The organism is Candidatus Poriferisocius sp., assembly GCF_965204015.1.
Classification (GTDB): Bacteria; Actinomycetota; Acidimicrobiia; order Acidimicrobiales; family Bin134; genus Poriferisocius.
Genome location: NZ_OZ241965.1, coordinates 964,995 through 989,323, shown reverse-complemented (window position 1 = coordinate 989,323; position 24,329 = coordinate 964,995). Strand labels below are relative to the sequence as shown.

The following is a 24,329-nucleotide window of genomic DNA, read 5'->3' as shown; positions in this document are numbered from 1 at the left end:
ACTGCTGAATCAGCTCTAGAACGGCCCCGTTCCATGAACCATATCGCTTGCCCTCTGGGCTTCGGCTATCTCGCGTTGCCGTTCGGCCTCTTTTTGCTTGGCCTCATGGGATCGTAACTCTTTGCGGGCGTCCCGTCGCCCCTTCTCCTTGGCAAGTATCACACCGACCTTGCTCAGCTTCTCCTCGTATTCGGCGACATCATCAGGATCGGTTCGCCACATCTTCCCCACTTCGAGGCGACCGTGGAAGAGCAGGATTTCGTTGAGGATTTCGAGTTGGCCGCTGATTTCCTGGGTGGCTTCGATGAGCCGGTCGGCCTGTTCGGAGGTCATGCCTGGTTGGGCAGGATTGTTGATGTTCGCCATCAAGTCAGAGTAATGCCGGACTGACGTTCACGCCTGACACCTGCGACGTGGACCACATCGTCTCCGCAGCCGAGGCATGGGAATCAGGAGCATCGCAGTGGACAGAGGCGAAGCGGCGGGAGTTCGGAGCCGACCGGCGCAACCTCACAGCCGCACGGGACTGCGTGAACCGCTCAAAGGGCGCATCCGATCTAGCCGAGTGGTCGGGCACTATCGCCACCGGCCCGTGCGCCGGAACCGCTCTTACAGCCGACGGGCGCAGATTCCTAGCGGCCCGCACCCTGGAAGTGAAGCTCGCCTGGGACCTGGACATGGACCCCGCCGAGGCCATGGCCGTTTGGGATGTGCTCACCGAATAGGTAAACACCGCCTAGGCGTTTGGTTTCGTGGCGTGGATGAAACTCACCAGGGCATCCAGATTGTGGGCCCAGAAGATGGCGAGGTGCTGGGCAAACATCTCGGAATGGACCCCTTGTGACTCGTTCAGCCGTTGGGAGCGGAAGATCTGTCTGGCGAGTTCTCGTTGCTCGTCGAATTCCTCGCTGGTCCAGCGAGGCGGATCTGTGAGACTCACGACGACATTTCAATGAGCAGAGCGGGATTGGGAACCGGGATGCGCTCCATCTCCGAAGGCTCGAACTTTGTGAGTCCACCGGCGTAGGTGCGTCCCTGTGCCACAGAAACGCTGGACCTCAGCGAGGTGGCCAGGGTGTCCAAAGCGTCATCGGACAGCGGGTCTCGGGGGTAGATCCCGTGGGCGACGTTGATGTGGCGTGCCCCGGCAGGGTTGCGGACGAAGGCCGGAGGGCGTCGGGCCATGTAGGTGGCCAAGATCGGTGCAGGAGACCGCAGGCCCACTGACCACCAGGGATTCCGGTGGCGGGCGATATACGAGGAGTGGGCACCGTTGCGCTCTGCGTTACGCAAAAAGCGTTTCACGAGCACTCGGTCGTCTTCGTCGAGTTCGCCGAGATCGGCGGGCAGGTCGATGACTGCCCGAAGGCTGTGAAGGCTCGACAGCACGCCGTCGCTGGCGTCAAAGAGTTCTCGTGCCTTGGTGATCGATGGGAATAGCGTCCTTGTCGGCAGTTCGGGGTCGTTGGCGGTTGTGATCCAAGTTGCGTTGGCCCCTGTGACCGCGCCCCTGTGTACCCGGCAGAGCTCGCCCAGCTCGACAAATCCATCCGGGGGCGGCGGTGCGGGAGACAGCAGCGGCGACCACCGCCTCTCTTGTATGAGTCGCTGTTTGCTCACTCGGCGTCCCTTGGAGAGATCGGCAAGATCGCTGACCTTCGCGACCCGGCGCATTTTGACAGAACGGGCCTCCGAACCGATCTGAAAGCAGGTCACCGATGCGGTAGTAGCCGCATCCTCAAATGCCAGCGATTCTGGAGCAACGACATGGATCGACTCACCGCCCAAGCCGTCGGTGAGCATCCCGCGCAGCAACTTCCCGTAGTTGACATCTAACCACTCCGCAGAGGTGATGAAAGCTCCAATGTCTCCTGGCTTGGCTGCGAGAAGCGTCGCCAAAAAGAAGTGGACGTGAAGCCCTGCGAGGGCGCTGACCGGCAGGTCACGGCTTGCCGCAGTACTTGTCAACCATTGCTTCCACCGAGAGTCGATCTGGTGGTGGCGCACATAAGGGGGATTGCCCACAAACGCCGTCACCCCATCGCAACTGCCAAGATCGGCTTCTCGGTAGTCCTCCACCATCACGGTGGACCGATCATCAAACCCCGCTGCGGACAGATTGGCTCGACACAACAGAGCGGCCAAAGGATCCAGCTCGACAGCCACCAGCGAAGCATCGGGAAAGACCCGTCCCGCTTGCATTACAAAGCGCCCTGACCCTGCGCCAGGATCGACGACCCGGTCAGGCCGATCTCTGCCCACGATCCAGTCCACCATCGCCTCCACGATCCCCGGAGGCGTATACACCGCCCCCAAAGGGCGCCTTTGCTTCGGGGATCGCAACCGCACAAACGCATCCCCCAACGGGTCACCCCCCTGCCGAATCGCCGACACAAGCTCGCCGGTATCCGGCACGGGAGTCTCTTCCGTTGCGTTGACAACCTCGGACTCTGCAATGGTGAGATTGGCGAGAGCGCCATCACTGACAATGGCCCACGCCACGGCAGCCAGTTCGTGCTCCGACCCCAACCGGATCGCCTCTCCGGCAGCGTCGTCACAGTCGATCAGCAACATCTCTTTGAAGTCCGACACAGGGCTTCTCCCGATCAGAGGAAATGAAAAACAGTCCTCCATGATCCAGACAGGAGTGACAGTTGTGCGTGCCGGTGGCACCACCTTGGGAGACGGGTTCAACCCGTCTGGTGGCCTTCAAACACAGCTCTGGGGAGCGCTTCTTGCAAGGAGCGCTCAGCTAGGCCAGCTCCCTGTGACATCGCATCAAACTGTCACTGCGCGCCAATAGGCTCGCCGCCAAACAGCTAGCCGCCTGCTGTCATATCACCGGCGGATGAGAAGAAAGGTGGTCCTAATGCCCCTGCAACAAACTTCGGTTCCCGACCATGTGAAGGAAGCTCTCAGCAGCTATCCCAGTTTCTCGGCCGACGTTGAATGGCTGCGCGAGGTCTCAGGTCAACCTGACCCGGACACCGACGGTGACATCCTCCAGGTGGTCCTAACCGTGATCGAAAACGCCTTGAGCGAGGCATCGCCGATGTTGGGGACGCAGGAATGGCATCGGTTGGCCAATTGCCTGGGCGCGGTTAGGAGTTCCTACCCTCAAGACCGCGAGTCCCTCCTCTACACGCTTCAAAACCACGCAGTGATTGCGCGAGGTGGCCCACTTCTTGTTGCTGCTGAGACGAACCCGGTTCCTGCTGCTAGCTCCCTCGTCGAGGCCATGAAGAAAGGGCGCAGAGCAGTTGGGGACGCAAAGCGATCAGTCGAAAGCGCAGCCCAGCAGAGTCGTAGCGCGATAGATGACGCCGTACGGAAGACAGAGGACAAAGCCGGACAAAGCCGGGATGCAATGGACGGGGCTGTGCGGGAGATCGAGGAACAGCAGTCCCAAGCAATGGCCCAACTGACATCGCTATTGGAGGACCTGCAGGATCGCTACGGGTTCACCGTGGGAGCCACTCTCGGCGGATCGCACGAAGCCGCTGCCGAAGCGGAGAAGGCCCTCATGGACCAGCACACGAAATCGGCGAGGTGGGCGCAACTGGGTGCAGTTGTATGGGCTATGGCCGTGGTCATTCTCAAGCTGGCAGGTGTGGGGCCGAGTGGTTGGGATGGCCACTTGATCTCGGCTCCGCTGCTGGGAGGCCCTGTCGCCATCCTCGTCTACCTATCAAGCAGTGAAACCCGAGCTGCCAAAGTCCACCGCCATAACCACGCCCGATGGCTGGGACTCTCCTTGCAGCTCAAGTCACTGCGCCCCTACATCGACGATCTCGCCTTGAAGGCACAGCCCAAGGAAGGAGAGAGGGAAGCTGCATGGAAGGATGACCTGCTCGGGGAGGTGTCCTCCAAGATTTTCAAAGGAGATATCGGCCCGTATGAAGCGCCGCCTCGCGGCACTCGTCGCCGCGAATTGCGCCCTCCCGACTGAAGCCCTGTGATATGAGTGACACCCTCCATGTTGGGATTTTCCACTTGTAGGCGGGGAATAGCCCGCCATTAGGGGATTGTCAAGTGTCCCCCTCTGAAGTAGTGGCCTTGCGTGGTCGCATTCTCAATCGCGGCGAGCAGGGGATCGATCTTGGAGGCCGCTCGTAGGGCTTCGGCTCCGAAGCGTCTGGCTAGAAAGTGCGCGTATAAGGCATCCTCGAACAAGAACAGCGGGATCGGTCCTCGGTCGTTCCGGTAGTCGTGTTTGGCCGGGTTCACTGCCAACCTCGAGAACGAGACCATTGAGTCGGTCATGGTGTCCCCGAGCATCTTTCTTACGCTTGGGACGTTGCTCAACATTGTTCCGAGCGGTTTGTGCTGGTGACGTTCCCCGCACAGGGCCTTCACACATCCTTCCAGATGGCTTCCAGCGTTGTAGACGGCATATCGGGTGTGGTGAAGTTCATGTACGCCGACCCCAGTTCTGAGAGGGAATAGCGCAATGGGCGCAACACCCCCTCGAACTCAGCGTCAAACGGGTAGCAATGGCTCACGGGATCAAGGAAGACGTAGTGCTGCATCCCCGCTCCTGGTATCAACTGGTCTGCTTCACACAGGAGCGACACCACCTCCGGTCGGAATGGGGCCTGCGCCTTCTGAAGGTCGATGACTCGGTGGAGGCGAGGCAGGAGGTCATCAAGGTGTTCCGCGGCGAGTTCCTCCAGACGCGACTTATGCGGGGGTTCCTGGAAACGCGGCTGCGGGCACTCGGCCAATAGGGGCACTCCGTCTGGCCTGTACAACAGCAAGGGGCGGGCTGCCCTCTCGACCCTGGACAGTCTCTCCATCTCCCCGAGGCAGGCGGTGATCCGCTTGATGCGCTCCTGCCATTCATCTTCGGTTGGCCCGTCGCATAGCTGGGTGTAATGCAGTTGGATTTCTTTGCAGGCGGCTTCGTACCTGACCGCCATTTCCCAAGCCACGAACCTGTGGCCGGGATCACCCAGTTCCCCAAACCATCCATCTTCATGCTCGGTGACATACTCTCGGGCAATGCCGTAGAACTCCCTCGGAGTCTTCCAGATACCGGGCAAGTCCGGCAACCCCCGTTTCTTCCGATGACGGTGGTACTGCCTTCGGCTCAGCGGGAACATCAACTTGTAGCCGGCCCGCCTCCTCCTCCACGAACGCCAGCTCATGGCTTCACCCAGGACCGCTTTCTGCTGCTACCAGGTAGCTGCAGCATGTTCACCTTGCACCTCCAAACAACCTGCCCGACTGGCCAGTAGGCCACCGCGAATCGGGTTCGGGGAATCACCAGCCCCAAGACCGCACAAAGCCTATTGCTGGCCCCAAATGAAGCAGCGCATTTGAATAGAAGACGAGCGCATCCCCTCGTCTGGGAAGCGGCGATGGCCACCAACCACCCCGAAGTTCACTAGGAGAGCCGTGCCGCACCTTGGCCGCAACCACCCTGACCCCGACCGGACTTGGCCCGCTTCCGACCCTGACGAGTGCCAACTGAATCTGCTGCATGTCCGTGGAGCGCACGACAGCCCAACGCTCATCCAGAGAGGTGACCTATCTATAGAGTTGCGAGGTGGACCCCAGCCCGTTCGTGCTTGCCGCCCTCAGAGTGATGAAAGACCTGCTTTACCATCGCTGGCGCATTCGAGTGACCGTCGAAGAAGTCCGCAGTCCCATAAGAGTCGAATACGGCTTTCCGCAGAATGCTCTGAAGGTGATGGTCGCAAACCGGGGAAAAGCAGCAGTGCAGATTCAAGATGTGCGACTCATGCTTTCTCGCAGATATGGAATCCCCTTGAGAGATGCGCCAACACCACTCACCCATAGGGGACTTCCAGCCAGGGTGGAGCCTGATTTTGCTGAGACCTGGTATTTCCCGGCTGAGTCCATTGCTGTCCTACTTCAAAGCCTGTCACCCAGATACTCGATGGAGAAACACGCAACGAGACTGCGCCCCCGAGTAGTCACTTCTACTGGCAGCGCATATCGAGGGCGGCACTTTCGATTTTCTATGGATGTCAATGCCCACTGGTAACGGCGATGAGCAGGATGGGTAAATCCGTATGGGGGTAGGAGATGGGTTCGATCTGGCCAGCCGACTCCAGGTGCGGCCTGCTTGAACACACTCCCGACTTGGTGGCAGCCGGTCCATGCAGCCCCTCGCAGCAACATCTCAAACTGTCGCTGTGCGCCAATACACTCGCCGTGAAACAGCTAGCTGCCTGCCTCTGACCACCGGCAGGCAAGAAAGGAATTCCCAAGATGGCGCTATCTGTCTCGATCCCTACGACTGATGGACCAATCGACATCGAGTTGTCGGAGGATCAAAACAAGCTCTTCGTGCTCGGCGCGAACGGCACAGGCAAATCCGCACTCTTGCATCAAATCCACCAGCAACATCCCCAGCGGGCACACAAAGTGGCCGCCTACCGGCACACCTACTTTGAGTCGGGCACCCCAGATTTGTCAGGCGGTCAGTACAAGAGCGCTACAGAAGAGATCCGCAGATGGGACAGGGACGCACGGAGCCGTTACACCGAACAAAGCGGGGGCTTGCGCGCTATTCGGAGTATTGCTGCACTGATGCAGAACCGGCGCGGGCGGGACCGAAGCGCTACCGCTCTCCTAGACGAGGGAAAGAACGACGAGGCTGAGGAGTATGTCCAAGACAACCGAGACCCGTTTTACATCATCAACGGCCTGCTTGAAGCCTCGAACCTTGGGGTCCGCGTATCCATCGAGCCCGATGATCCCGACACGATTGTCGCTCGACACATGGCAACAGATCAGATGTACACGATTGAGAGGCTGTCCGACGGCGAGCGGAGTGCCCTGCTCTTGGCCGCGGAGACACTCACGGCAGACAAGGACACGGTCTTCCTCCTGGATGAGCCTGAGAGGCATCTTCACCGAAGCATCATCTCGCCACTTTTGTCGGAGCTCTTCGCCGCGAGAGCGGACTGCTACTTCGTCATCTCCACTCACGAGGTGCTCCTCCCCGAGGATTGCGGGCCTGCAACCGCCCTCATTCTTCGTGGATGCGAATTTGATACTGGTGGCGTCGCGAATAGCTGGCAATTCGATGTGGTGCCGCCAGAGGTGGGAATTGATGACGACATCAAGGTTGACGTTTGGGGTGCTCGCCGAAAGCTCCTATATGTCGAGGGCAATGCGCTGGGAGCTGACGAGCGCCTCTACTCGACCCTGTTCCCTGAAGTGACAGTGAAGGCCAAGGGGTCGTGCACGTGGGTAATCAGGTCCGTGGAGGACGTTCGCTCCGAGTCCGAGCTTCACTGGTTAGAGGTATATGGGCTGATTGACGGGGACACCCGAACTCCCGAGGAAACCGCTGACCTAGAGGCACAGGGCATATTCGCCCTGCCTCTTCGGGCGGTGGAGTCGATCTACTACGGCAAGGAGATGCGGGAGGCTATCGCCAGCCGACAAAGCGACCACCTGGGCGATCCTCGCGAGGAGCTGGTGGCCAAGGCCCGACATGCCGTGCTTGAAAACGTTGAGAGCATGAAGGAACTCCCAGCGGACCAACAATCGGCGCTCTCGGAGCTAGTTGAAAGACAGGACGCAGAGGGCATCGTGGCCGACTTCCCGATTGGGAAAAGCACCATCCCCCAGGCTGTCGCGACGTGTCTGGGCTACAAGGACAAGAAACAGTACGAGCGGGCTGTCCGCACGCTCATTAAGACTGACGGTGATGCTCGCAACCAGGTAGCTGCGGCGTGCGGGGCGGTCTCAGACATCCTTTGCGGGTAGACCAATACAGACGAAATGGTGCCCGGGGTGGGAGTCGAACCCACACGCCCTCTTTGAGGGCTGGGGGGTTTAAGCCCCCTGCGTCTGCCTATTCCGCCACCCGGGCTTGGCCTTCACGGTACCGGGCGGGGCGCAGGGTGGCTCCGCAATTGTGGCCGCGGCCTCAGACCACCCTGAATACTCCTGAACCGGTGGTGATGGTGCGGTTGTCGCGGCCCTCGTCGAACAGGGTGAGGTTGACATTGATCTGGCTGCTGCGGCTGGTAATGGCCTCGCCCTCGCAGCGGAACGGACCGATGAGGCCGGGCTTCACGAACATCACATACCAGGTCTCCACTTGGATACGGTCGGTGCCGGCCGCCTGTTCAGCCAGCTCGTGGGCGGTGATGTCGAACACGATGTGGATGGGGCCGAGGTGTAGCGCAGCGTGGGGCGCGGAGAACTCCTTGGTGAGCTCGGGGAGCCGGTACCAGCCGTCGTCGCCCTTGGTGACGCCGAACACCTCGTGGAGGCGGGGCATATCTGGGGAGTCCTCCACCGGGATGAGCGGGTTGTCCACCGCCTCGTAGCCGTCGGGCACATCCCCCAGGCTCACCCCCATGCCCGCGGAGGTGGAGATGACTCGGGAGTGATCGGCGGCATCCACCACTTTGGAGCGGGTGAATCCCATTGTGCGGCCAAAGTTGATCACCTCGCGGTACACCTCGATCCGGTCTACGCCTCGGGCATCATCGAGGATCTGGGTGAACGACACGACCGGGGCCGGTACCACCAGATCGTCGTTCCAGCTGGGCTCGGGACATCCGATGGCCAGGGGGGCGGCCATGATCCCGCCGTGGGCGTTGCGCATGTCGTGGCGCAGCGGCATCGATTCCAGTTCGTCGTCGGCGAATCCAGTGTCCAGCGCCGGGGTGGTCTTGTTGAGATATCGGTAGGACATCAGCCCCGTCCAGATCTCCTCAAATGTGTCCCAATGCTGGTCGGAGGTCACGTCGCGGATGTCTTTTACCATGGTGCAACTCTAGGGCTTGGGGATGTCGCTAGACTCTTTGAGAGCTTTTTCTCCGAATGCTCATGATTTGAACAACTAGACCTTGCCCGCCATGAGGTCTGGACATTGCAAAAGTAGCATTGTGTATTTCTTCCACGCTCTTCTATGCTCTTCGGATGCACATTGGCTTCAGAACTTCAGGAGGCGGTCGCGGCGAGTTTGAACTTGTCGGTGAACATGGACCATTGAGAGCAGCAGATCTTGCTGGTTGGACATTGAAGTGGGATTTGCCAGGAATCGGTGTATGCGAAACGGGAATTTGGGTAGACCCTGGAGAAAGCGGAAAACCCCGGCTTCGTAGCAAAGTGCCAAATGAGCGGCCACAAGTCGGTCGTCAGATCGCAGCTATCCTATTGCTTCCAAGGCCAGTTAGAGAAAGAAGGAGTCTTGCTTCTACCTTTCCGGTGCTTAGAGACCGGAAGTACTTTCTTTCAAAGATAGGATTCAAGAGCGATAGCGAATTTGACGAGGACAGCAAAGTGCTTGTCGCAAAACCAGCCTATGTCGTGGTGGAGAATCAGGATACAAGTGACACCATAGTATTTGATTCACGGTGGAAAAGAGTGCAGAAGATACACGATAGCTATATGGTCAACCAAGATCATGTGGAACTGTTATCCATTCTTCAAGAGCACCAAGATAGTTGTGACGCCCGCGATATCTCACGAAGGATCGTCTTGTGTTCGCAAGAATTAAATAGGTTTCTTGAAGAACAAGGTGATGTGATTCCGATTATCGAAGAGGTATTCCACATTACTCCCGGAGATCCTTCAATTTTAGGTTTAGAAGAAATAGAGGAAGATGACATTCCTATGCGTGTGAAATCTACTTCTGAAATGCGCCAAGTCAGAGCGCGTTCGTCTTCGGCCAGGAACTTTTCCCTTGCTGTACGTAATGCTTGGAGACACACTTGTGCATTTTGTGGCCTGAAGTTGCCTGGACGTACTGGGGAGTTTGACTCAGGAGTTGACGCCGCTCATATTTTGCCATGGAGCAAATACGACTTAGATAAGGTTCACAATGGAATTTGTCTTTGTAAGATTCACCACTGGGCATTTGATCAGGCAGTATTGACCTTGCGATGTGTTGGGGACGAGTATTTCGTTGAGTCCTCTCCTCGAATGGAGTCGTTTGATTCTTCAACGCAAAGTGAATTGCAAAAGACAGTTGGACCTATACCTGAGAGTCGGTTACCTTTAAATGTAGATAATCGCCCAAGTTCGCAGTACATCAACATACTTAATACTGATATTGATGTATCAAAGTTAACTTCTTAGAGGCCCAGTTCGATTCTGAGGTATTAATTCGCTCAGAGTGCTAATTCTAGTCTCTCACCAATCCATCTCGCTACTGGCACCGAAACGGCATTCCCGCATGCATGGTAACGTGCACTGTCGATCTTGTCGGTATCTCCACCATGGCGTTTTGGAAATGTCCAATTGTCTGGAAACCCCTGCAGGCGCTCTGTCTCTATAGGAGTGAGACGGCGAACTCGACCTTCAGGGTATGAAACATAATTTCTTGACCAATCTGTTCCCGTGTGTCTAGCAGATTCCGCATAAAGGCAGTGAGCTAATTTCTTGACGTATCCTTTGACAGGATCTCCAGCGCGGATCTTAAAGGGGGAAACAGGTTTCTTCCCATTCTGTCGGCTCTTCTCAGAATTCCTGTCGCCGCGTTCGGGCTCAAAAAGTACCGATCCGGCACTGGAGCTTCCTCTAAGAGATCCGACAATGAAGACTCTTGATCGTGATTGGGGGATGCCGAAGTATCGACTGTCAAGCACTCTCCAAGCGATGCCATACCCGAGTTCGGCCAACGACCGTACGACGATCGCGAAATCTCTTCCCTTGTTGGAAGAGAGAAGAGCCGCAACGTTTTCGATAACGACAACAGTGGGGCGACGTGCTTCAATGAGTTGAGCAAAGACATAGAAGAGTCCTGATTGCCGTCCGCGCAAGCCTTTTCGGGGTCCCATTCTGGCGAGACTGACGTCTTGACAGGGGAATCCTCCAGCCCAAACGTCTGCTTCTGGGATTTCATTTGCTTCCACTTCCTCTATATCTGAGACACGGGGGACGTGAGGCCAATGCTGCTCCAAAATATCCTGACAGAAATTGTTGATTTCGCATTGCCATACGGTTTCCAGTCCTGCACGTTCGAATCCGAGGTCAAAACCACCAATTCCAGCGAAAAAACTGGCGAAGCGGACAGGAGAATCGGTTGAAGATTGCTCTAGCAGGTCCACTGGTCCACCTTAGACCCTGGGCATTCGCGATTTGTGCATGGTCGCCCATGGTAAGGGTGGAGAGTGACAGCTTGTATCGGCCTTCCGAAGAAGTGGCGAATGCTGTGGATTGCCTACTTGCCCCAGAAGGCGGGGGAGGTGGCGTCTTTGGGGATGTCGCTGAGGGGCTCGGCGATCTCGGCCACCGTGGGGCCGTGCTCGGCGGCGAGGGGGGCCAGGGCGTCGAGGTCGAAGTTGTACACCTCGGCGGCGTTGCCGGCCAGGATGCGGCGCATCGACTCCTCGTCGCGGTCGTGCAGGGCGAAGCGGATGCCCTCACGGCTGTAGGGGTAGGTGCCCTCCACGTGGGGGTAGTCCGATCCCCACATCACTTTGTGGTCGCCCACCCGGTCGAGCAGGCGCATCTCGTTGGGACCGGGGAAGCTGATCCCAATCCAGATGTTGCGCTCGAAGTAGAAGCTGGGCTTCTCGGGCAGCACCGAGTCGGCGGAGAAGCCCAACTCGCCGGTGCGGCCGGTCATCGACATCTGGGCGTGGAGCCCGTCGAGGCGGCGCAAGATGTCGGGCACCCAGCCGAAGCCCTGCTCGGTGAACACCGCCTTGAGGCCGGGGTACCGCTCGAACACCCCGCCCATGATGAGGTGCCACATGGAGCGGTTGGAGAAGAACGGGGTCTCGATCACGAACATCGGCCCGGCCGCGGGGGAGTCGCCGTAGTCGGGCATCCCGGTGCCGCCCGAGTGCAGGGTCATCACCACGTCGTGCTCCTCGCACGCCGCCCACACCGGGTCGTAGCGGGGGTGGAACAGCGGGGGCAGGTCGGAGTTGGGGGCGATGCTGGGAATCAGCGCTCCGCCCCGCAGGTTGTGCTCGGCGATCCACTTCACATCGGCCACGGCCTCGTCGATGTCATTGAGGAATATCTGGCCGATGCCCGCTCGGCGCTCGGGGTACTCGGCGCAGAAGTCGGCCAGCCAGCGGTTGTGGGCCCGGATGCCGGCCAGGCGGCGGGGGAGGTCCTTGTCGGTGGGCTGGGGGGCGATCAGCGTGCCGGTGGGGAAGAACGGGGGCACGGTGTTAGGAAAGGTGATCTCGGCCACCACCCCGTCGGTGTGCTGCTCGGAGATGCGGCGGTCGTTGTCCCAGTTGCGGGACCGGCCGTCGTCTTGCAAGTCGCGGAACGGGTTGCGGTACTTGCCCCGCCAGGCGTCGAACTCGTCGTGCCAACTCGACTCCAGGTACTCCCGATACGTCTTGTGGTTGGCTCCGGCGTGGCAGTCGGAAGAGATGATGGTGTAGCGATCTTCGGTGGCGGTAGTCACGATTTAGAGGCTACCGGGCCAGCGTGTTCTATCGCCTAAGGCGACAGCAGTTCATCGCGGACTTGGCGTTTCAGATATTTGCCGGAGGCGTTGCGGGGGAGAGGGGTTTTTTGGAACCAGATGTGGGCGGGGATCTTGTGGGGGGCGATTAGGCCGTCGAGGTGAGCTCGTAGGCCGTTGGCGTCGAGCTGGTGGCCGGGGCGCAGCACCACCGCGGTGCCGGGGACTTCGCCGAGGCGCTCGTCGGGGACGGCGAACACGATGGCTTCGGCCACCGCGTCGTGCTGGTAGATGGCATTTTCCACCTCGGCGCAGGATATGTTCTCGCCTCCCCGGATCACCAGGTCTTTGGCCCGGTCCACGATGGCGATGAAGCCGTCCTCGTCAATCACCGCAATATCGCCGGTATGCAGCCAGCCGTCGACAATGGCCTCGGCGGTGGCCTCGGGCTTGTTGAGGTAGCCCCGGATGACGATGGGGGACCGCACCAGCAGCTCCCCGGGCTGCCCGGGTGGCAACTCGGTGCCGCTGTCGTCCACCACTTTGGCCTCGACGGTGGGCAGCGGCGGACCCACGGTTGTGGGCTTGCCCTTGTAGATCGGGCCGACGTTCATGGTGACCACGCCGCTGGTCTCGGTCAGGCCGTAGCCGGTGCCGGGGTTGCCGCTGGGGATCGACCGGGAGATCTTGTCCACCAGATCAGGGTGAAGCGGCGAGCCCCCGCCCCCCAGCGAGCCCAGGCTGGAGGTGTCGTAGCGGTCGAAGTCGGGATGCAGCACTATCTCCCGGGACATGGCCGGCACTGCGGCCAGGGTGTTGGGCCGCTCGGCGTCGATGAGCTTGAGGGCCTCGGTGGCGTCCCAGCGGTACATGAGCACCAGCTTCCCGCCCACCGTGGTGGTGGGGTGCAGGTAGCAATTGCAACCAGTGACGTGGAATAGCGGCACACATACCAGTCCGGCCGGCTGATCACGCTGGTCTGTGGCCATGGGCTCCTTTTGGTTGATCATTCCCAGGGCCGTCGAATAAAAGCCCATGTTCATCACGTTGTGTACCGCGGCCCGGTGGGTCATCACCGCTCCCTTGGGGAAGCCGGTGGTTCCCGAGGTGTAGAACACGCACAGGTCGTCGTCGGGATCGATGGCCACGTCGGGCAGACCAGGCGGGTCGGGGTCGGCCACCGTGTCGGACCAGCGGATTACCTCGGGTGGAAGTTCCTCGTCGCACCGGGTTACCACCACCGGCATCTCTGGTCGGTCTTCGAGTGAAGCCAGGCGCTCCCAGCGCTCGCCGTCGATCACCAGCACTTTGGGCGCGCTGTCTTCGAGGCCGTAGGCCATTTCCGCTGCGGTCCACCAGGCGTTCATGCCCACTACCACCGCACCCATCGACACCACCGCCCAGTAGGAGATGATCCACTCGGGGTAGTTGCGCATGGAGATGGCCACCCGGTCGCCCGGACCCACCCCGCCGTGCTCGGCCAACCACGCGGCCAGGGCCCGCACTTGGCGGTGCGCTTCGGCGTAGGACATGCGCTCGTCCCGGTAAACCAGGTAATCGGCCTCTCCGTGGGCCGCGGTGCCGGCGAACAGGTCCCGCAGCGAACCGGGAGCGTTGTCGAAGACCCGCATGGGGATGCCGTTGACCTCTTGCGTCGACCAGGAGAAGAGCTGGCCCGGCGCGGTGACCTGGGCCGCGGCCTCATTCCAGGCGGCGAGGGACACAGTTAGTTGAGCCCCCAGCTCTCCATCACGATTGGGAGCAGGGCGTCGACGAATTCTTGGAGGTCGGGGTCAGGAGGCAAAACGTTGGTGGTTGCGGCTAGCGCCAGATCCAATTCGGGGATGTACAGCGCCCGGGTGCGGAATGCCGGAGTGCCGCCGCCATGGCTGTAGGCCAGCCGGCCGCCGATGTCGTCTATCCCCACGCCCAGGCCGTATCCGGGGTTGACCCCCGCAGTGGTCATCTCAGTCAAGGACTCATCGCTGATCACCCCGCCGGTGAAAAGTCCGCGGAACATTGTCGGGACGTCGCCGATGAGGGTCTCAATGCCTCCGCCGGTCCAGCCGGCGGTTTGCAAGAACTCCTGGGGATACTCGTCGGTGGAGAGGTAGTCGGTGCCCATGAAGTTGTGCCGGGCGCTGTCGGGAACTCTTGTCAAAGATGTGAATGCGCTGTACAAGAGCCCTCCGTTGTAGCTGTCGATCACCGGCACAGGCGGAAGCTCATTGGGGGGCAGATAGGTGTTTTCCAAGCCCAGCGGCTCCAGCACGCGGGACCTGATCTCGACGTCGGCGGGATTGCCGGTGACCGCCTCGATGATCATCCCCGCGATGACGTGTCCGGCGGTGCTGTAGTTGTACTCGGTTTCGAATTCGGCCACCGGCCCGTAGTTGGTGGTGAACCGAACGATCTCCTCTGGGGCAATGGGCACGCCCAGTCGGGCGGAGCCCAGTACGAAGAACCCCGGGTCGAAGGCGTACTCCACGAACCCGGTGGTGTGTCCCATGAGATGCCGGAGGGTGATTTGGGGTCCGTGCTCATATTTGCCGTACCAGTCGTCGCCCAGATAGGCGGTGACCGGAGTGTCCAAGTCGAGGAGGCCTTCATCCACCATCGACAGCACCGCGACGGTGGTGACCGGCTTGGTCACCGAGCCGATGCGGATGTAGTCGCCCGCTGTGATGGGTTCTTCGGTGGTGAGATCGCTCACGCCCCAGGCGAACGTCCACGGCTCCTCTCCACCCTGGGTCACGGCCAGCACCAGGCCAGGAATTCGGGCCTTTTCCATCCAGTCGGCTGCTGCGGCGTTGATCGCGGCCACGTCGAGCCCAGACGGGTGCGTTTCGGGCTCGGGAGCCGGGGTGGCCTCGGGGGTTGGAGCGGCGGTTGGTTCGGGTGCCGGGGTGGCTTCGGGCGTGGGCGCTTCGGTGGGGGCAGCCGTGGCCTCGGGGGTTGGTTCGGGTGCCTCAGTTGGGGCAGGAGTAGGGCCTTCGGTAGGCGCGGCGGTGGGGGCCGCCGTGGCCTCGGGGGTGGCCTCGGCAGTGGGGGCGGCCGTTGCCGGCGGTTCGGCGGTTCCTCCGTCGTCGTTGCCGCAGGCCCCGGCTATCAGGGCCATAACCAGCAGCAGGGCCCAGAGCAGTTTGACGGCAGAGGATCGCATCATCGGCTCAGGCTACGCTGCGGCATGCCCAAAATGCGCTTCAACCATATGGAATTGACGCTTCCGCTGGGGACGTTGACCGACGACTACCGGGCCGAAGTGCGGGAGTTCTACGGCGATGTGTTCGGCTGGACGGCCATCGACACCCAGATCCTCAAACAGACTGCGCTGCTGTTGTCCACTGATCCCGCAACCAGCCAGTTCATCTTGCTGGCCGAGCACAAGGAGCCCATGGTCCCACCGCCGTTCGACCATCTCGGCTTGCTGTTCGACACGCGCGAAGAGGTCGACACTGCGCTGGCCAAGTGCGACGCCTGGCAGGAGAAAGACCCTCGGGTCGAGATCAAGCGCTACAACGATCTGGTGATGCCCACCGTGGTTGTCCACGCTTTCTACGTCCGCCATCTTCTGCCCATTCACTTGGACGTGCAGTGCCAGGTGCGGCCCGAGGGGGTACCGGCGCCGGCGGGCCGCTGGGTGTGGGTTGAAGACTGATGGCTGATGAGCGGATTTCCAATCTGATCGGGGTCGACGCGCCGGAAACCGCGATAGAGGTCGCCGAACGGATCTGGATGGCGGTGGGCACGGCCAACGCCTTCAAGGTGGCCACCCCCGAGGGCAGCGTGATGATTGACGCCGGCCTGGCCGGCGATGCCCGCCGCTTCCATCGCCAGCTCTCCGAGGTCCCCGGGAACCCGGTGCGCTACATCGTTTTGACCCACGCCCACGAAGACCACATCGGCGGTTACCGGCGCTGGTCGCGCGAGGGGGCGCAAGTGGTGGCCCACCGCCTGTGCATTCAGCGCGATGAGCAGTACCGCCAGCTCACCCAGTTCCGGGTAGACCGGGCCAAGATCCTGTGGGGGGCGGCCATGAACCTCCGCACCGATTCCGGCCGGGTGGAGCCCACCCCGCCCATCGAGGTCGACATCGTGGTGGACCGCTCCCACACCCTCGAGGTGGGCGACCTCACCTTCGAGGTGATGCACACCCCCGGGGCCGAGGGCCCCGACGGGCTCACGGTTTGGGTGCCCGAGCTGCGGGCCGCCTTTGTGGGCGACCTGTGGGGCCCGATCATCGATGCCTTCCCCAACCTGTTCACCTTGCGGGGCGAGCCCTATCGGGACGCCCAGCAATACCTGGAGTCTCTGCGCGAGGTGCGGGACTTGGAACCGGAGATTGCCCTGGCCGGGCATTTCGAACCGGTGGTGGGCAAAGAAGAGGTCAAAGAGGTGCTAACCCGCGTGCACGATGGCGTGGAATGGGTGTGGGACCGGGTGATCGAGGGCATGAACGAGGGCAAAGACCCCTACACGCTAATGGAGGAGATCAGCCTGCCCGAAGACTCCCACTTGGACGAGACGTACGGCCGGGTGGACTGGGGCGTGCGGGCCATTTGGGAAGGGTTGGCCGGCTGGTTCACCTACACCTCCGTGCTGGATCTCTACGCCACGCGACCTGAGGCGGTGTATTCCGATGTGGTGGACTTGGCCGGGGCCGAGGCCCTGGTGGCCCGCTGCGAGGAGCGGTTGGCCGACGGCGACCGCTTGGAGGCCTTGCATCTGGCCGAGATGGTGCTGGCCGACGACGCCGGCCATGTCGGAGCGCTTACCGTGAAGCTGGCGGCCTTGCAGTCGCTGTTTGACGAGTACGGCCAGCGCAACTTCCAAGAGGCCGGTTGGTACCGGGTGGAGATCGGCCAAGTCGAACAGCAGTTGGAAGCCGCGCAGGGATGACGAACCGCTTAGCTGGAGCTCCAGCCGCCGACCGCAGGAGAAGCTGATGCGGGCCGCAGTGATCGCCGAGGACAGAACGCTGGAGGTGGCCGAGGTCAATGATCCCGCGCCGGGTCCTGGAGAGCTGGTGTTGGCGGTGAAGGGGTGCGGCATCTGCGGGTCGGATCTGAAGGTCGTGGAACATCTGCCCATCGGCTACACCATGGGCCACGAGTTCTCCGGCGAGGTGGTGGCCGTGGGGGCCGACACGGAGGGGAACTGGAAATCTGGCGACGCAGTGTGCGCCTTGCCGCTCGTGGGGTGCGGGAACTGCCAACACTGCTGGGACACCCTGCCCGTGCACTGCCCGCACTCAGAGATGATCGGCACCGGCAAGCGACCGGGCGCCTACGCCGAGTACGTCACCGTGTCCAGCGCGCAGACATTCCGCCTGCCCGAGGGATGCGGCTACGACGTGGGCGCCTTGGTCGAGCCGCTGGCCGTCGGACTCCATGCGGTGGACACCGCCGGCATCGGAGCAGGCGACAACGTGCTCATCGTGGGGGCCGGTCCAGTTGGCCTGGCCGTAGCCTTGTGGGCCCGTCATGTGGGAGCCCGCAGTGTGGTGGTCAGCGATCCGGTGGCGGTGCGCCGCGACTCTGGGGCCGACTTCGGTGCTACTGGGGTGATCGACCCCGCGGCCGAGGAGTTGGGGCCGGCCTTCGAGCGGTTGGCCGGTGCTGCGCCCAACGTCGTGATGGAGGCGGTGGGCAAGCCGGGGATCATCCAAACCTGCATCGAGACCGTCGCCCACCGGGGGCGGGTGGCGGTGGTGGGCATCTGCTCCGGACCCGACCCCATCATCCCGGTGTGCGCGTCGCTGAAAGAGCTGACCATGACCTTCCCCGTCTACTACCGCCACCAGGATTACGCCCACACTTTGGCCATGATCGACCAAGGCCGCATCAACCCGGCCCCGTTCATCACCCACACCGTGGACCTCGACGGCCTTCCTGGAGCTTTCGAGGCCGTCAAATCGCCCACCGACCAGTGCAAAGTGATGGTCCGCCCCTAACCTGTCCCCGTGGATTTCGGCGATACCCCCGCAGAAGCAGCCTTTCGGGCTGAGGCCCGGGCCTGGCTGGAGGCCAATGCTCCGGCCAAGGGCTCGCCGGAGGCCTTCAATGAGATGTTCAATCCGGGCATCAACGCGGGCCGAGAAGAAGAAATGGCCGGTCGGGCCCGGGCCTGGCAGGCACGGCTGGCGGCCGACGGGTGGGCTTGCTTGGACTGGCCGGCGGAGTTCGGGGGGCGGGGGGCCTCCACCATGGAGGCCATCATCTTCGAGGAGGAGCAGAGCCGATACGGCGTGGTGATGTCGATCTTCATGGCCGCGTTGGACATGGCCGCTCCCACGCTCATGGCCTGGGGTACCGACGAGCAGAAGAATCGCTTCCTAGGCCCGATCCGTCGGGGGGACATGGTGTTCGCCCAGCTCTTCAGCGAGCCCAACGCGGGCTCAGATCTGGCCGGACTCCAGACCCGGGCGGTTCGAGACGGCGACGAGTTCATCGTCAACGGCCAGAAGGTGTGGAACTCCTATGCCCATCTGGCCGACTGGGGCATCCTGTTGGCCCGCACCGACTCGGATGTGCCCAAGCACCAGGGGCTCACCTATTTCTTTGTGGAGATGGACTCCGAGGGCTTGGAGCCGCGGCCGCTGCGCCAGATAACCGGTGGGGCCGAGTTCAACGAGACCTTCATGGACAACGTGCGGGTCCCGGTGGACAACGTGATCGGCGGGGTGAACAACGGCTGGGCGGTGGCCCAGACCACCCTGAACAGCGAGCGGGCCGCGGTGGGCGCCCAATCGTCCCGGGTCGATGTCCCCGCCTTGGTGGAATTGGCCCGCCGCCAGGGCCAAGCCGACGACCCTGGCGTTCGCCAATCTCTGGCCGAAGCGTGGATTAGATCGGAGGTGCTCCGCTACCTGGGCATGAGGGTGTACACCGCATTGAGCCAGGGCACTGAGATCGGCCCGGAGGCTTCGATCACAAAAATCCTGGCCGGCGACCACATCCGGGACACGAGCCAAACGGCCATGGAGCTGCTGGGACCGGAGGCGATGTTGAACGAGGACAGCTGGGTTTGGCAGATGGTCGGTCATTTCGCCCACAAGATCGGCGGGGGCACCCCGGAAATCCAGCGCAACGTGATCGGCGAGCGCATCCTGGGGTTGCCCCGTGAGCCCCGAGCCGACAAGGGCATTCCATTCCGCGACCTTAAAGTGTGAGCGTGATGAGCCCATCGGGCGTCAGGCCAGTTCTGCTGGTCGTGTTGGTGCTGGTGGCCGGTACCGGGTGCGGCCTCTTCAGCCAGGGAACGGTGATAAGCCCAGCGCCCATCGCCGACGAACCAGGAGCGCTGGTTGACGAGAGCTCTCCGGTGCCCATCGCCACCCCCGACGGAGTGCCGCTGCCCGATGACACCATCGTTATCGGCGCCTTGATGGCCACCACCGGGTTCTTGGCCGTCTACGACGAGCCTGCGCTGGTTGCCGCCCAGAACCGGATCGACGCTTTGAACGAGGCCGGCGGCCTATTGGGACGGCCGGTGGTATTACGCCACTTCGACAGCCACACCGAGCTGTCCGCCATGCGAAATGGCGCCGAACAGCTGCTGTTGGACGGTATCGACATGCTGCTGATTACCTGTGACGCCGTTTATGCGGCGCCGGCGCTTGACGTGCTCGAAAGCTCGGGAACCCTGGTGATCAGCCCCTGCGGGACCGATGACGCCTGGATCACCGGAGAGTTGGGCCAACGGGTCTTCTCCATGGCGACACCGGTGAGCACCGAGGCAGAGCTGTTGGTCTCATTGGTGGCTGACCGGGGCTTCACCTCCACCGTGGTGGTCATCGATCAGACCAGCACCGAGGCGGTGGCGGTGTGCGAAGCCTTCGAGCGGGGCTTCGAGGCCTCGGGGGGCCGAGTTAATGGCCTGTACCGCTATCAGCCGACCGATCCGGGGCTTCTCGAACCCATCCTGTCTGGGCTCGTCAACACTGACCCCGAGGCCATCGTGTTCTGCGGTACCCGGCTGGTTGCCCCCGAGGAGATCCTGGCTCCCATTCGCGCCGCGGGCATTCTCCAGCCCATTTTCGCCAGCTCCACCATGGACGGCGACCACTGGATCGGCAAGGTTCCCGGCGTCGGCGACTTCACCATGCTCTCGTATGCCTCGGTCTACACCGACTCGCCCGATCCCAGCCCTGAGGTGCGAGAAGTGCTGGCCGATTATCTGGCGGCCACCGGACACATCGCCCGGGACGGCCGAGTGGTCACCGGCCATGACGCAATCGAGGCCTACGTTCGGGCCGTCGAGCGGGCCGGCACCCTTGAGCCCCGGGCAGTGGCCTCTCACTTGGTGCGGTTTGACAACGAGGAGCTGGCTGGCGGCCCCGTTACCTTCGGCCCCAACGTCCGCGCCGCCGTCGACCGCCCCATGAGGGTGATCACCATCGAGGAGCCCTACGCCCGGTACGACCGTATCGTCAGCCCGTAGGCAACAGACTCGCGGGGCTCAGTAACCGAGGTCGACGTCCACGGGGCCGAGCAGCTCCTGGCCGGCGATGTAGCGGCGAACGTTCTCGGTCACCCGGCGGGCGAGCAGCTTCAGCCCCATCTCCGGGGTGTTGCCCACGTGGGGGGTGATGAGGCAGTTGTCGATGCTCCACAGGGGGTGGCCGTCGGGGAGGGGTTCGGGGTCGGTCACATCCAAGCCGGCGCCGCCGATGGCCCCCGTTCCCAGCGCCTCGACCAGGTCGCCGGTGACCACATGGCCGCCCCGGCCCACATTGATCAGCCAGGCATGAGGTGACATGGCGCGTAGCGCGTCGGCGTCGATGATGCCGGTGGTCTCGGGAGTCAGAGCCAGGGCCACCACCACCACATCGGCGTCGCCCAGCGCGTCGTGCAGGCTCTCGGGGCCGACCACCCGATCCACGCCCGCCATGGGCGCGGGATGGCGGCGCATAACCGTGATCTGGCAGTCCCACGGGCCTAGCAGCCGCACCAGCGATTCGGTGATGCCGCCCCCGCCCAGCACGGTCACCCGGGCGCCCAGCAGGTTCCGCCCCTCCGGCGGCGACCAGCGGCGGGCTCGGGCGTAGCTCCCCATTCCCCTCAGGCCGGCCAGGGCCAGCATCAGCACGTGCTCAGCCACCGGCTCGGCATACACCCCCTTGCCGCAGGTCCAACGGTGGTCGCGGTCGAGCAAGTGGGTCAGGTCCTCGATACCGGCGTAGGGGAGCTGCACCCACTCGATGCCCAGTCCGGCAGCCAGCACCCCGGGAAGCAGCTCGGGGGCGGCGGGCTCGGCCCACACCAAGGCCTCGGCCTCGGGGGGACCAACCACCCGACCTCCGCCGGCAATCACTGCGTCGGCCAGCGCCGGTCGCCGCCAGCAGTCGGGCTCCACTGCGATACAAGGCGGTTCCATACCGCCGGGTAGTTTATGGGGGTGGAGGTCGCAGACTCGATCCTCGATCTCATTGGAGACACTCCGTTGGTGCGGATGCCGCGCATCGCTGAGGGGGTGTCGTGTGAGGTCTTGGCCAAACTGGAGATGCTGAATCCGGGCGGCAGCGTGAAAGACCGGCCCGCGGTGGCCATGATCGACGCGGCCGAGCGCGATGGGCTGCTGAAGCCCGGCGGGACCATCATCGAGCCCACCTCGGGGAACACCGGCGTCGGTTTGGCCCTCGTCGCCGCCCAGCGGGACTACCGCTGCATCTTCGTGATGACCGACAAGGTGAGCGATGAGAAGGTGCAGCTCCTGCGAGCCTACGGCGCGGAGGTGGTGGTGTGCCCGGTGGCGGTGGACCCCGAGGACCCCGACTCGTACTACTCCACCGCCGAGCGGCTGGTGGCTGAAACCCCTGGGGCCTACCGGCCCAACCAGTACTTCAACCAGGTGAATCCCCTGTCGCACGAGCTGACCACCGGCCCCGAGCTGTGGAAGCAGACCGGTGGGCGCATCACCCACTTCGTGGCCGGGGCGGGCACCGGGGGAACGCTCAACGGTGTGGGCCGCTACCTGAAGCAGCAGAACCCGGCGATCCAGATCGTGGCCGGCGACCCCGAGGGCTCGGTTTTCAGCGGAGGGTCGGGCCGGCCCTACCTGGTGGAGGGCATCGGCGAGGACTTCTGGCCCGAGACTTACGATCCCGAGGTGGTCGACCGGGTGATCCCCATCTCCGACCAGGAATCCTTCGACATGGCCCGGCTGGTGACCCGGCGGGAGGGGCTGCTGATCGGAGGGTCGGGGGGCACCGCGGTGTGTGCTGGCTTGGAGGTGGCCCGAGACTGCGGGCCCGACGATGTGGTGGTGGTGCTTTTGCCTGATGCCGGTCGGGGCTATCTCTCCAAGGTGTTCAACGACGACTGGATGGCATCGTACGGCTTCTTGATCGGCGAGCACCCCTGTGTGAAAGACGTGCTCGACGCCAAGGAGGGGGCCCTGCCCCCGCTGGTGTATGTCAAGCCCGACGACCCGGTCAGCCTGGCCGTGATTCAGATGCGCGACCACGGGGTCAGCCAGCTTCCGGTGGCCAAAGGCGAGATGCCCTTGGCCGCGGCCGAGGTCATGGGGTCGGTCCATGAGCTTCAGCTCATGGAACTGGCCTTCAGCGGCGAATTGCTGGGCCAGCCGGTGGAGAACGTGATGAGCCGGCCGCTGGAGCAGATCGGCGTCGGTGAACCGGTGGCGCTGGCGGTGACCAAGCTGGAGCGCTCCCCGGCGCTGCTGGTGCTCGACGGCGGTCGCCCCCGGGCGGTGATGACCAGCACCGACGTGCTCAGCTTCTTGTCGTCGGGCTCGTCGGCCTCGGAGTCATGAGCGGCTCCTCTTCCGACAACTGGGGATTCGACACCCGGGCCATCCACGTCGGCCAAGAGCCCGACGAGGCCACCGGCGCTATCACCGTCCCCATCCACCTCGCCACCACGTTTGTGCAGGCCGCGCCCGGCCAGCATCAGGGATTCGAATACGCCCGCACCTCCAACCCCACCCGGGTGGCGCTGGAGCGGTGCGTGGCCGGATTGGAAGGGGCCGAGCACGGAATGGCCTTCGCCAGTGGCATGGCGGCAGAAGATGCGCTGATCGGCATGATGCGCCCCGGCGACCACGTGGTGTTGGGCACCGACGCCTACGGGGGGACGTTCCGCCTCATCGCCCGGGTGTACGGCGAGCGGGGCATCGAGTGGTCGGCGGTGGACATGGCCGACCTGGACGCGCTGGCCGGGGCGATCCGCCCTGAAACCCGCCAGATATGGGTGGAGACCCCCACCAATCCGATGCTGGCCGTGGTGGACATTGCCGCGGTGGCCGATGTGGCCCACGCGTCGGGGGTCGACGTGGTGGTGGACAACACCTTCGCCACCCCGTATCTCCAGAACCCCCTCGAGTTGGGGGCCGACGTGGTCGTACACTCCACCACCAAGTACCTGGGCGGCCACTCCGATGTGGTCGGGGGGTTCATCGCGGTTAACCGGGATGACCTGGCCGAGCGGCTGTCGTTTGTTCAGAACGCCGTTGGGGCGGTGCCCAGCCCATTCGACTGCTACCTGCTGCTTCGGGGGGTGAAGACGCTGGGGGTGCGCATGGACCGCCACTGCGACAACGCCCAAGCGGTAGCCGAGTTCTTGGCCGGCCACCCCACAGTCGACCGGGTGCTGTTCCCCGGCCTGCCCGACCACCCGGGACATGAGATCGCGGCTCAGCAGATGCGCCGCCCCGGTGGAATGGTGTCGTTCGTCCATGCTGGGGGAGAGGCCGCCGCGGTGGCCGCGGTGAGCGCCACCAAGGTGTTTCGGCTGGCCGAATCGCTGGGGGCCGTGGAGTCGCTCATCGAACAGCCCTCCACCATGACCCATCTGTCAGTGGCCGACTCTCCGCTGGCCGTGGATCCCGGTTTGGTGCGCTTGTCGGTCGGCATCGAGACCGCCGACGACCTGTTGGCCGACCTCGAGCAGGCTCTCGGCTAGCTCAGCCGTCGCTGGGTTCGATGGCCCAGTCGTTGATG

Annotated in this window: 21 protein-coding genes and 1 tRNA gene; 11 read left to right on the top strand and 11 right to left on the bottom strand. The window is 62.7% G+C overall.

The window, feature by feature from the left end:
- Window positions 1–15: 15 nt before the first annotated feature.
- Window positions 16–366: a hypothetical protein gene (locus ACOGJC_RS04585; RefSeq protein WP_419847328.1), complete on the bottom strand. Its 351-nt coding sequence runs from the start codon at window positions 364–366 to the stop codon at window positions 16–18.
- Between the two features lie 20 nt (window positions 367–386).
- On the opposite strand from ACOGJC_RS04585, the gene ACOGJC_RS04580 reads away from it, so the two are divergent.
- Window positions 387–725 (top strand): GmrSD restriction endonuclease domain-containing protein, encoded by a 339-nt coding sequence (locus ACOGJC_RS04580; RefSeq protein ID WP_419848196.1) that lies wholly within the window; start codon window positions 387–389, stop codon window positions 723–725.
- Window positions 726–736: 11 nt separating this feature from the next.
- Here the strand turns inward: ACOGJC_RS04580 and ACOGJC_RS04575 are convergent, their stop codons facing one another.
- Both ACOGJC_RS04575 and ACOGJC_RS04570 read right to left on the bottom strand, forming a co-directional pair.
- Window positions 737–940 carry a hypothetical protein gene (locus tag ACOGJC_RS04575; protein WP_419847327.1) on the bottom strand — a complete coding sequence of 68 codons (204 nt, stop codon included), beginning with the start codon at window positions 938–940 and terminating at the stop codon, window positions 737–739.
- The gene (locus ACOGJC_RS04570; RefSeq protein ID WP_419848195.1) at window positions 937–2,574 is read right to left on the bottom strand and encodes an N-6 DNA methylase; all 1,638 of its coding nucleotides are present in this window, start codon (window positions 2,572–2,574) and stop codon (window positions 937–939) included. Before ACOGJC_RS04570 ends, ACOGJC_RS04575 begins: the two co-directional genes overlap by 4 nt.
- 295 nt (window positions 2,575–2,869) lie before the next feature.
- Here ACOGJC_RS04570 and ACOGJC_RS04565 point away from each other — a divergent pair, with 295 nt between their 5' ends.
- The gene (locus tag ACOGJC_RS04565) at window positions 2,870–3,949 is read left to right on the top strand and encodes a hypothetical protein (protein ID WP_419847326.1); all 1,080 of its coding nucleotides are present in this window, start codon (window positions 2,870–2,872) and stop codon (window positions 3,947–3,949) included.
- Window positions 3,950–4,352: 403 nt separating this feature from the next.
- Here ACOGJC_RS04565 and ACOGJC_RS04560 read toward each other — a convergent pair whose 3' ends face one another.
- Window positions 4,353–5,147: a hypothetical protein gene (locus ACOGJC_RS04560; RefSeq protein WP_419847325.1), complete on the bottom strand. Its 795-nt coding sequence runs from the start codon at window positions 5,145–5,147 to the stop codon at window positions 4,353–4,355.
- Window positions 5,148–6,237: 1,090 nt separating this feature from the next.
- Here ACOGJC_RS04560 and ACOGJC_RS04555 point away from each other — a divergent pair.
- Window positions 6,238–7,746, top strand: a complete 1,509-nt coding sequence (locus tag ACOGJC_RS04555; RefSeq protein WP_419847324.1) for an AAA family ATPase — start codon at window positions 6,238–6,240, stop codon at window positions 7,744–7,746.
- 16 nt (window positions 7,747–7,762) lie between these two features.
- Here ACOGJC_RS04555 and ACOGJC_RS04550 read toward each other — a convergent pair.
- Together ACOGJC_RS04550 and ACOGJC_RS04545 are read right to left on the bottom strand one after the other, a co-directional pair.
- Window positions 7,763–7,852, bottom strand: a tRNA-Leu gene (locus tag ACOGJC_RS04550).
- 57 nt (window positions 7,853–7,909) lie between these two features.
- Complete coding sequence (locus ACOGJC_RS04545; RefSeq protein WP_419847323.1) at window positions 7,910–8,758, bottom strand: hypothetical protein; 849 nt, start codon at window positions 8,756–8,758, stop codon at window positions 7,910–7,912.
- 155 nt (window positions 8,759–8,913) lie between these two features.
- Between ACOGJC_RS04545 and ACOGJC_RS04540 the strand changes: the two genes are divergently transcribed.
- Entirely contained in the window at window positions 8,914–10,074 is a 1,161-nt protein-coding gene (locus ACOGJC_RS04540) for an HNH endonuclease (RefSeq protein WP_419847322.1), read from the top strand.
- Between the two features lie 32 nt (window positions 10,075–10,106).
- On the opposite strand, the gene ACOGJC_RS04535 is transcribed toward ACOGJC_RS04540, so the two are convergent.
- From ACOGJC_RS04535 to ACOGJC_RS04520, 4 genes are all read right to left on the bottom strand, one after another.
- Window positions 10,107–11,045, bottom strand: a complete 939-nt coding sequence (locus ACOGJC_RS04535; protein WP_419847321.1) for a DNA cytosine methyltransferase — start codon at window positions 11,043–11,045, stop codon at window positions 10,107–10,109.
- Between the two features lie 113 nt (window positions 11,046–11,158).
- Complete coding sequence (locus tag ACOGJC_RS04530; protein WP_419847320.1) at window positions 11,159–12,367, bottom strand: amidohydrolase family protein; 1,209 nt, start codon at window positions 12,365–12,367, stop codon at window positions 11,159–11,161.
- A gap of 35 nt (window positions 12,368–12,402) precedes the next feature.
- A complete protein-coding gene (locus ACOGJC_RS04525) occupies window positions 12,403–14,091 on the bottom strand; it encodes a class I adenylate-forming enzyme family protein (RefSeq protein WP_419847319.1) in 1,689 nt (562 codons plus the stop codon).
- 2 nt (window positions 14,092–14,093) lie between these two features.
- A complete protein-coding gene (locus tag ACOGJC_RS04520; protein ID WP_419847318.1) occupies window positions 14,094–15,533 on the bottom strand; it encodes a serine hydrolase in 1,440 nt (479 codons plus the stop codon).
- Between the two features lie 45 nt (window positions 15,534–15,578).
- Between ACOGJC_RS04520 and ACOGJC_RS04515 the strand changes: the two genes are divergently transcribed.
- Genes ACOGJC_RS04515 through ACOGJC_RS04495 form a run of 5 tightly spaced genes read left to right on the top strand, consistent with a single transcriptional unit; the run spans window position 15,579 to window position 20,809 of the window.
- A complete protein-coding gene (locus ACOGJC_RS04515; protein ID WP_419847317.1) occupies window positions 15,579–16,025 on the top strand; it encodes a VOC family protein in 447 nt (148 codons plus the stop codon).
- Window positions 16,025–17,266: an MBL fold metallo-hydrolase gene (locus ACOGJC_RS04510; protein WP_419847316.1), complete on the top strand. Its 1,242-nt coding sequence runs from the start codon at window positions 16,025–16,027 to the stop codon at window positions 17,264–17,266. The genes ACOGJC_RS04515 and ACOGJC_RS04510 overlap by 1 nt, the downstream gene beginning before the upstream one ends.
- Before the next feature lie 46 nt (window positions 17,267–17,312).
- The gene (locus ACOGJC_RS04505; protein ID WP_419847315.1) at window positions 17,313–18,320 is read left to right on the top strand and encodes an alcohol dehydrogenase catalytic domain-containing protein; all 1,008 of its coding nucleotides are present in this window, start codon (window positions 17,313–17,315) and stop codon (window positions 18,318–18,320) included.
- Between the two features lie 9 nt (window positions 18,321–18,329).
- Window positions 18,330–19,538, top strand: coding sequence for an acyl-CoA dehydrogenase family protein (locus tag ACOGJC_RS04500; RefSeq protein WP_419847314.1), 1,209 nt, complete (start codon window positions 18,330–18,332; stop codon window positions 19,536–19,538).
- Window positions 19,539–19,543: 5 nt separating this feature from the next.
- The gene (locus ACOGJC_RS04495) at window positions 19,544–20,809 is read left to right on the top strand and encodes an ABC transporter substrate-binding protein (protein ID WP_419847313.1); all 1,266 of its coding nucleotides are present in this window, start codon (window positions 19,544–19,546) and stop codon (window positions 20,807–20,809) included.
- A gap of 18 nt (window positions 20,810–20,827) precedes the next feature.
- Here ACOGJC_RS04495 and ACOGJC_RS04490 read toward each other — a convergent pair whose 3' ends face one another.
- A complete protein-coding gene (locus tag ACOGJC_RS04490) occupies window positions 20,828–21,745 on the bottom strand; it encodes a D-isomer specific 2-hydroxyacid dehydrogenase family protein (RefSeq protein WP_419847312.1) in 918 nt (305 codons plus the stop codon).
- Window positions 21,746–21,766: 21 nt separating this feature from the next.
- Between ACOGJC_RS04490 and ACOGJC_RS04485 the strand changes: the two genes are divergently transcribed.
- Both ACOGJC_RS04485 and ACOGJC_RS04480 read left to right on the top strand, forming a co-directional pair.
- Entirely contained in the window at window positions 21,767–23,143 is a 1,377-nt protein-coding gene (locus ACOGJC_RS04485) for a cystathionine beta-synthase (protein ID WP_419847311.1), read from the top strand.
- Window positions 23,140–24,291 (top strand): cystathionine gamma-synthase, encoded by a 1,152-nt coding sequence (locus ACOGJC_RS04480; protein ID WP_419847310.1) that lies wholly within the window; start codon window positions 23,140–23,142, stop codon window positions 24,289–24,291. Before ACOGJC_RS04485 ends, ACOGJC_RS04480 begins: the two co-directional genes overlap by 4 nt.
- Window positions 24,292–24,329: the final 38 nt, after the last annotated feature.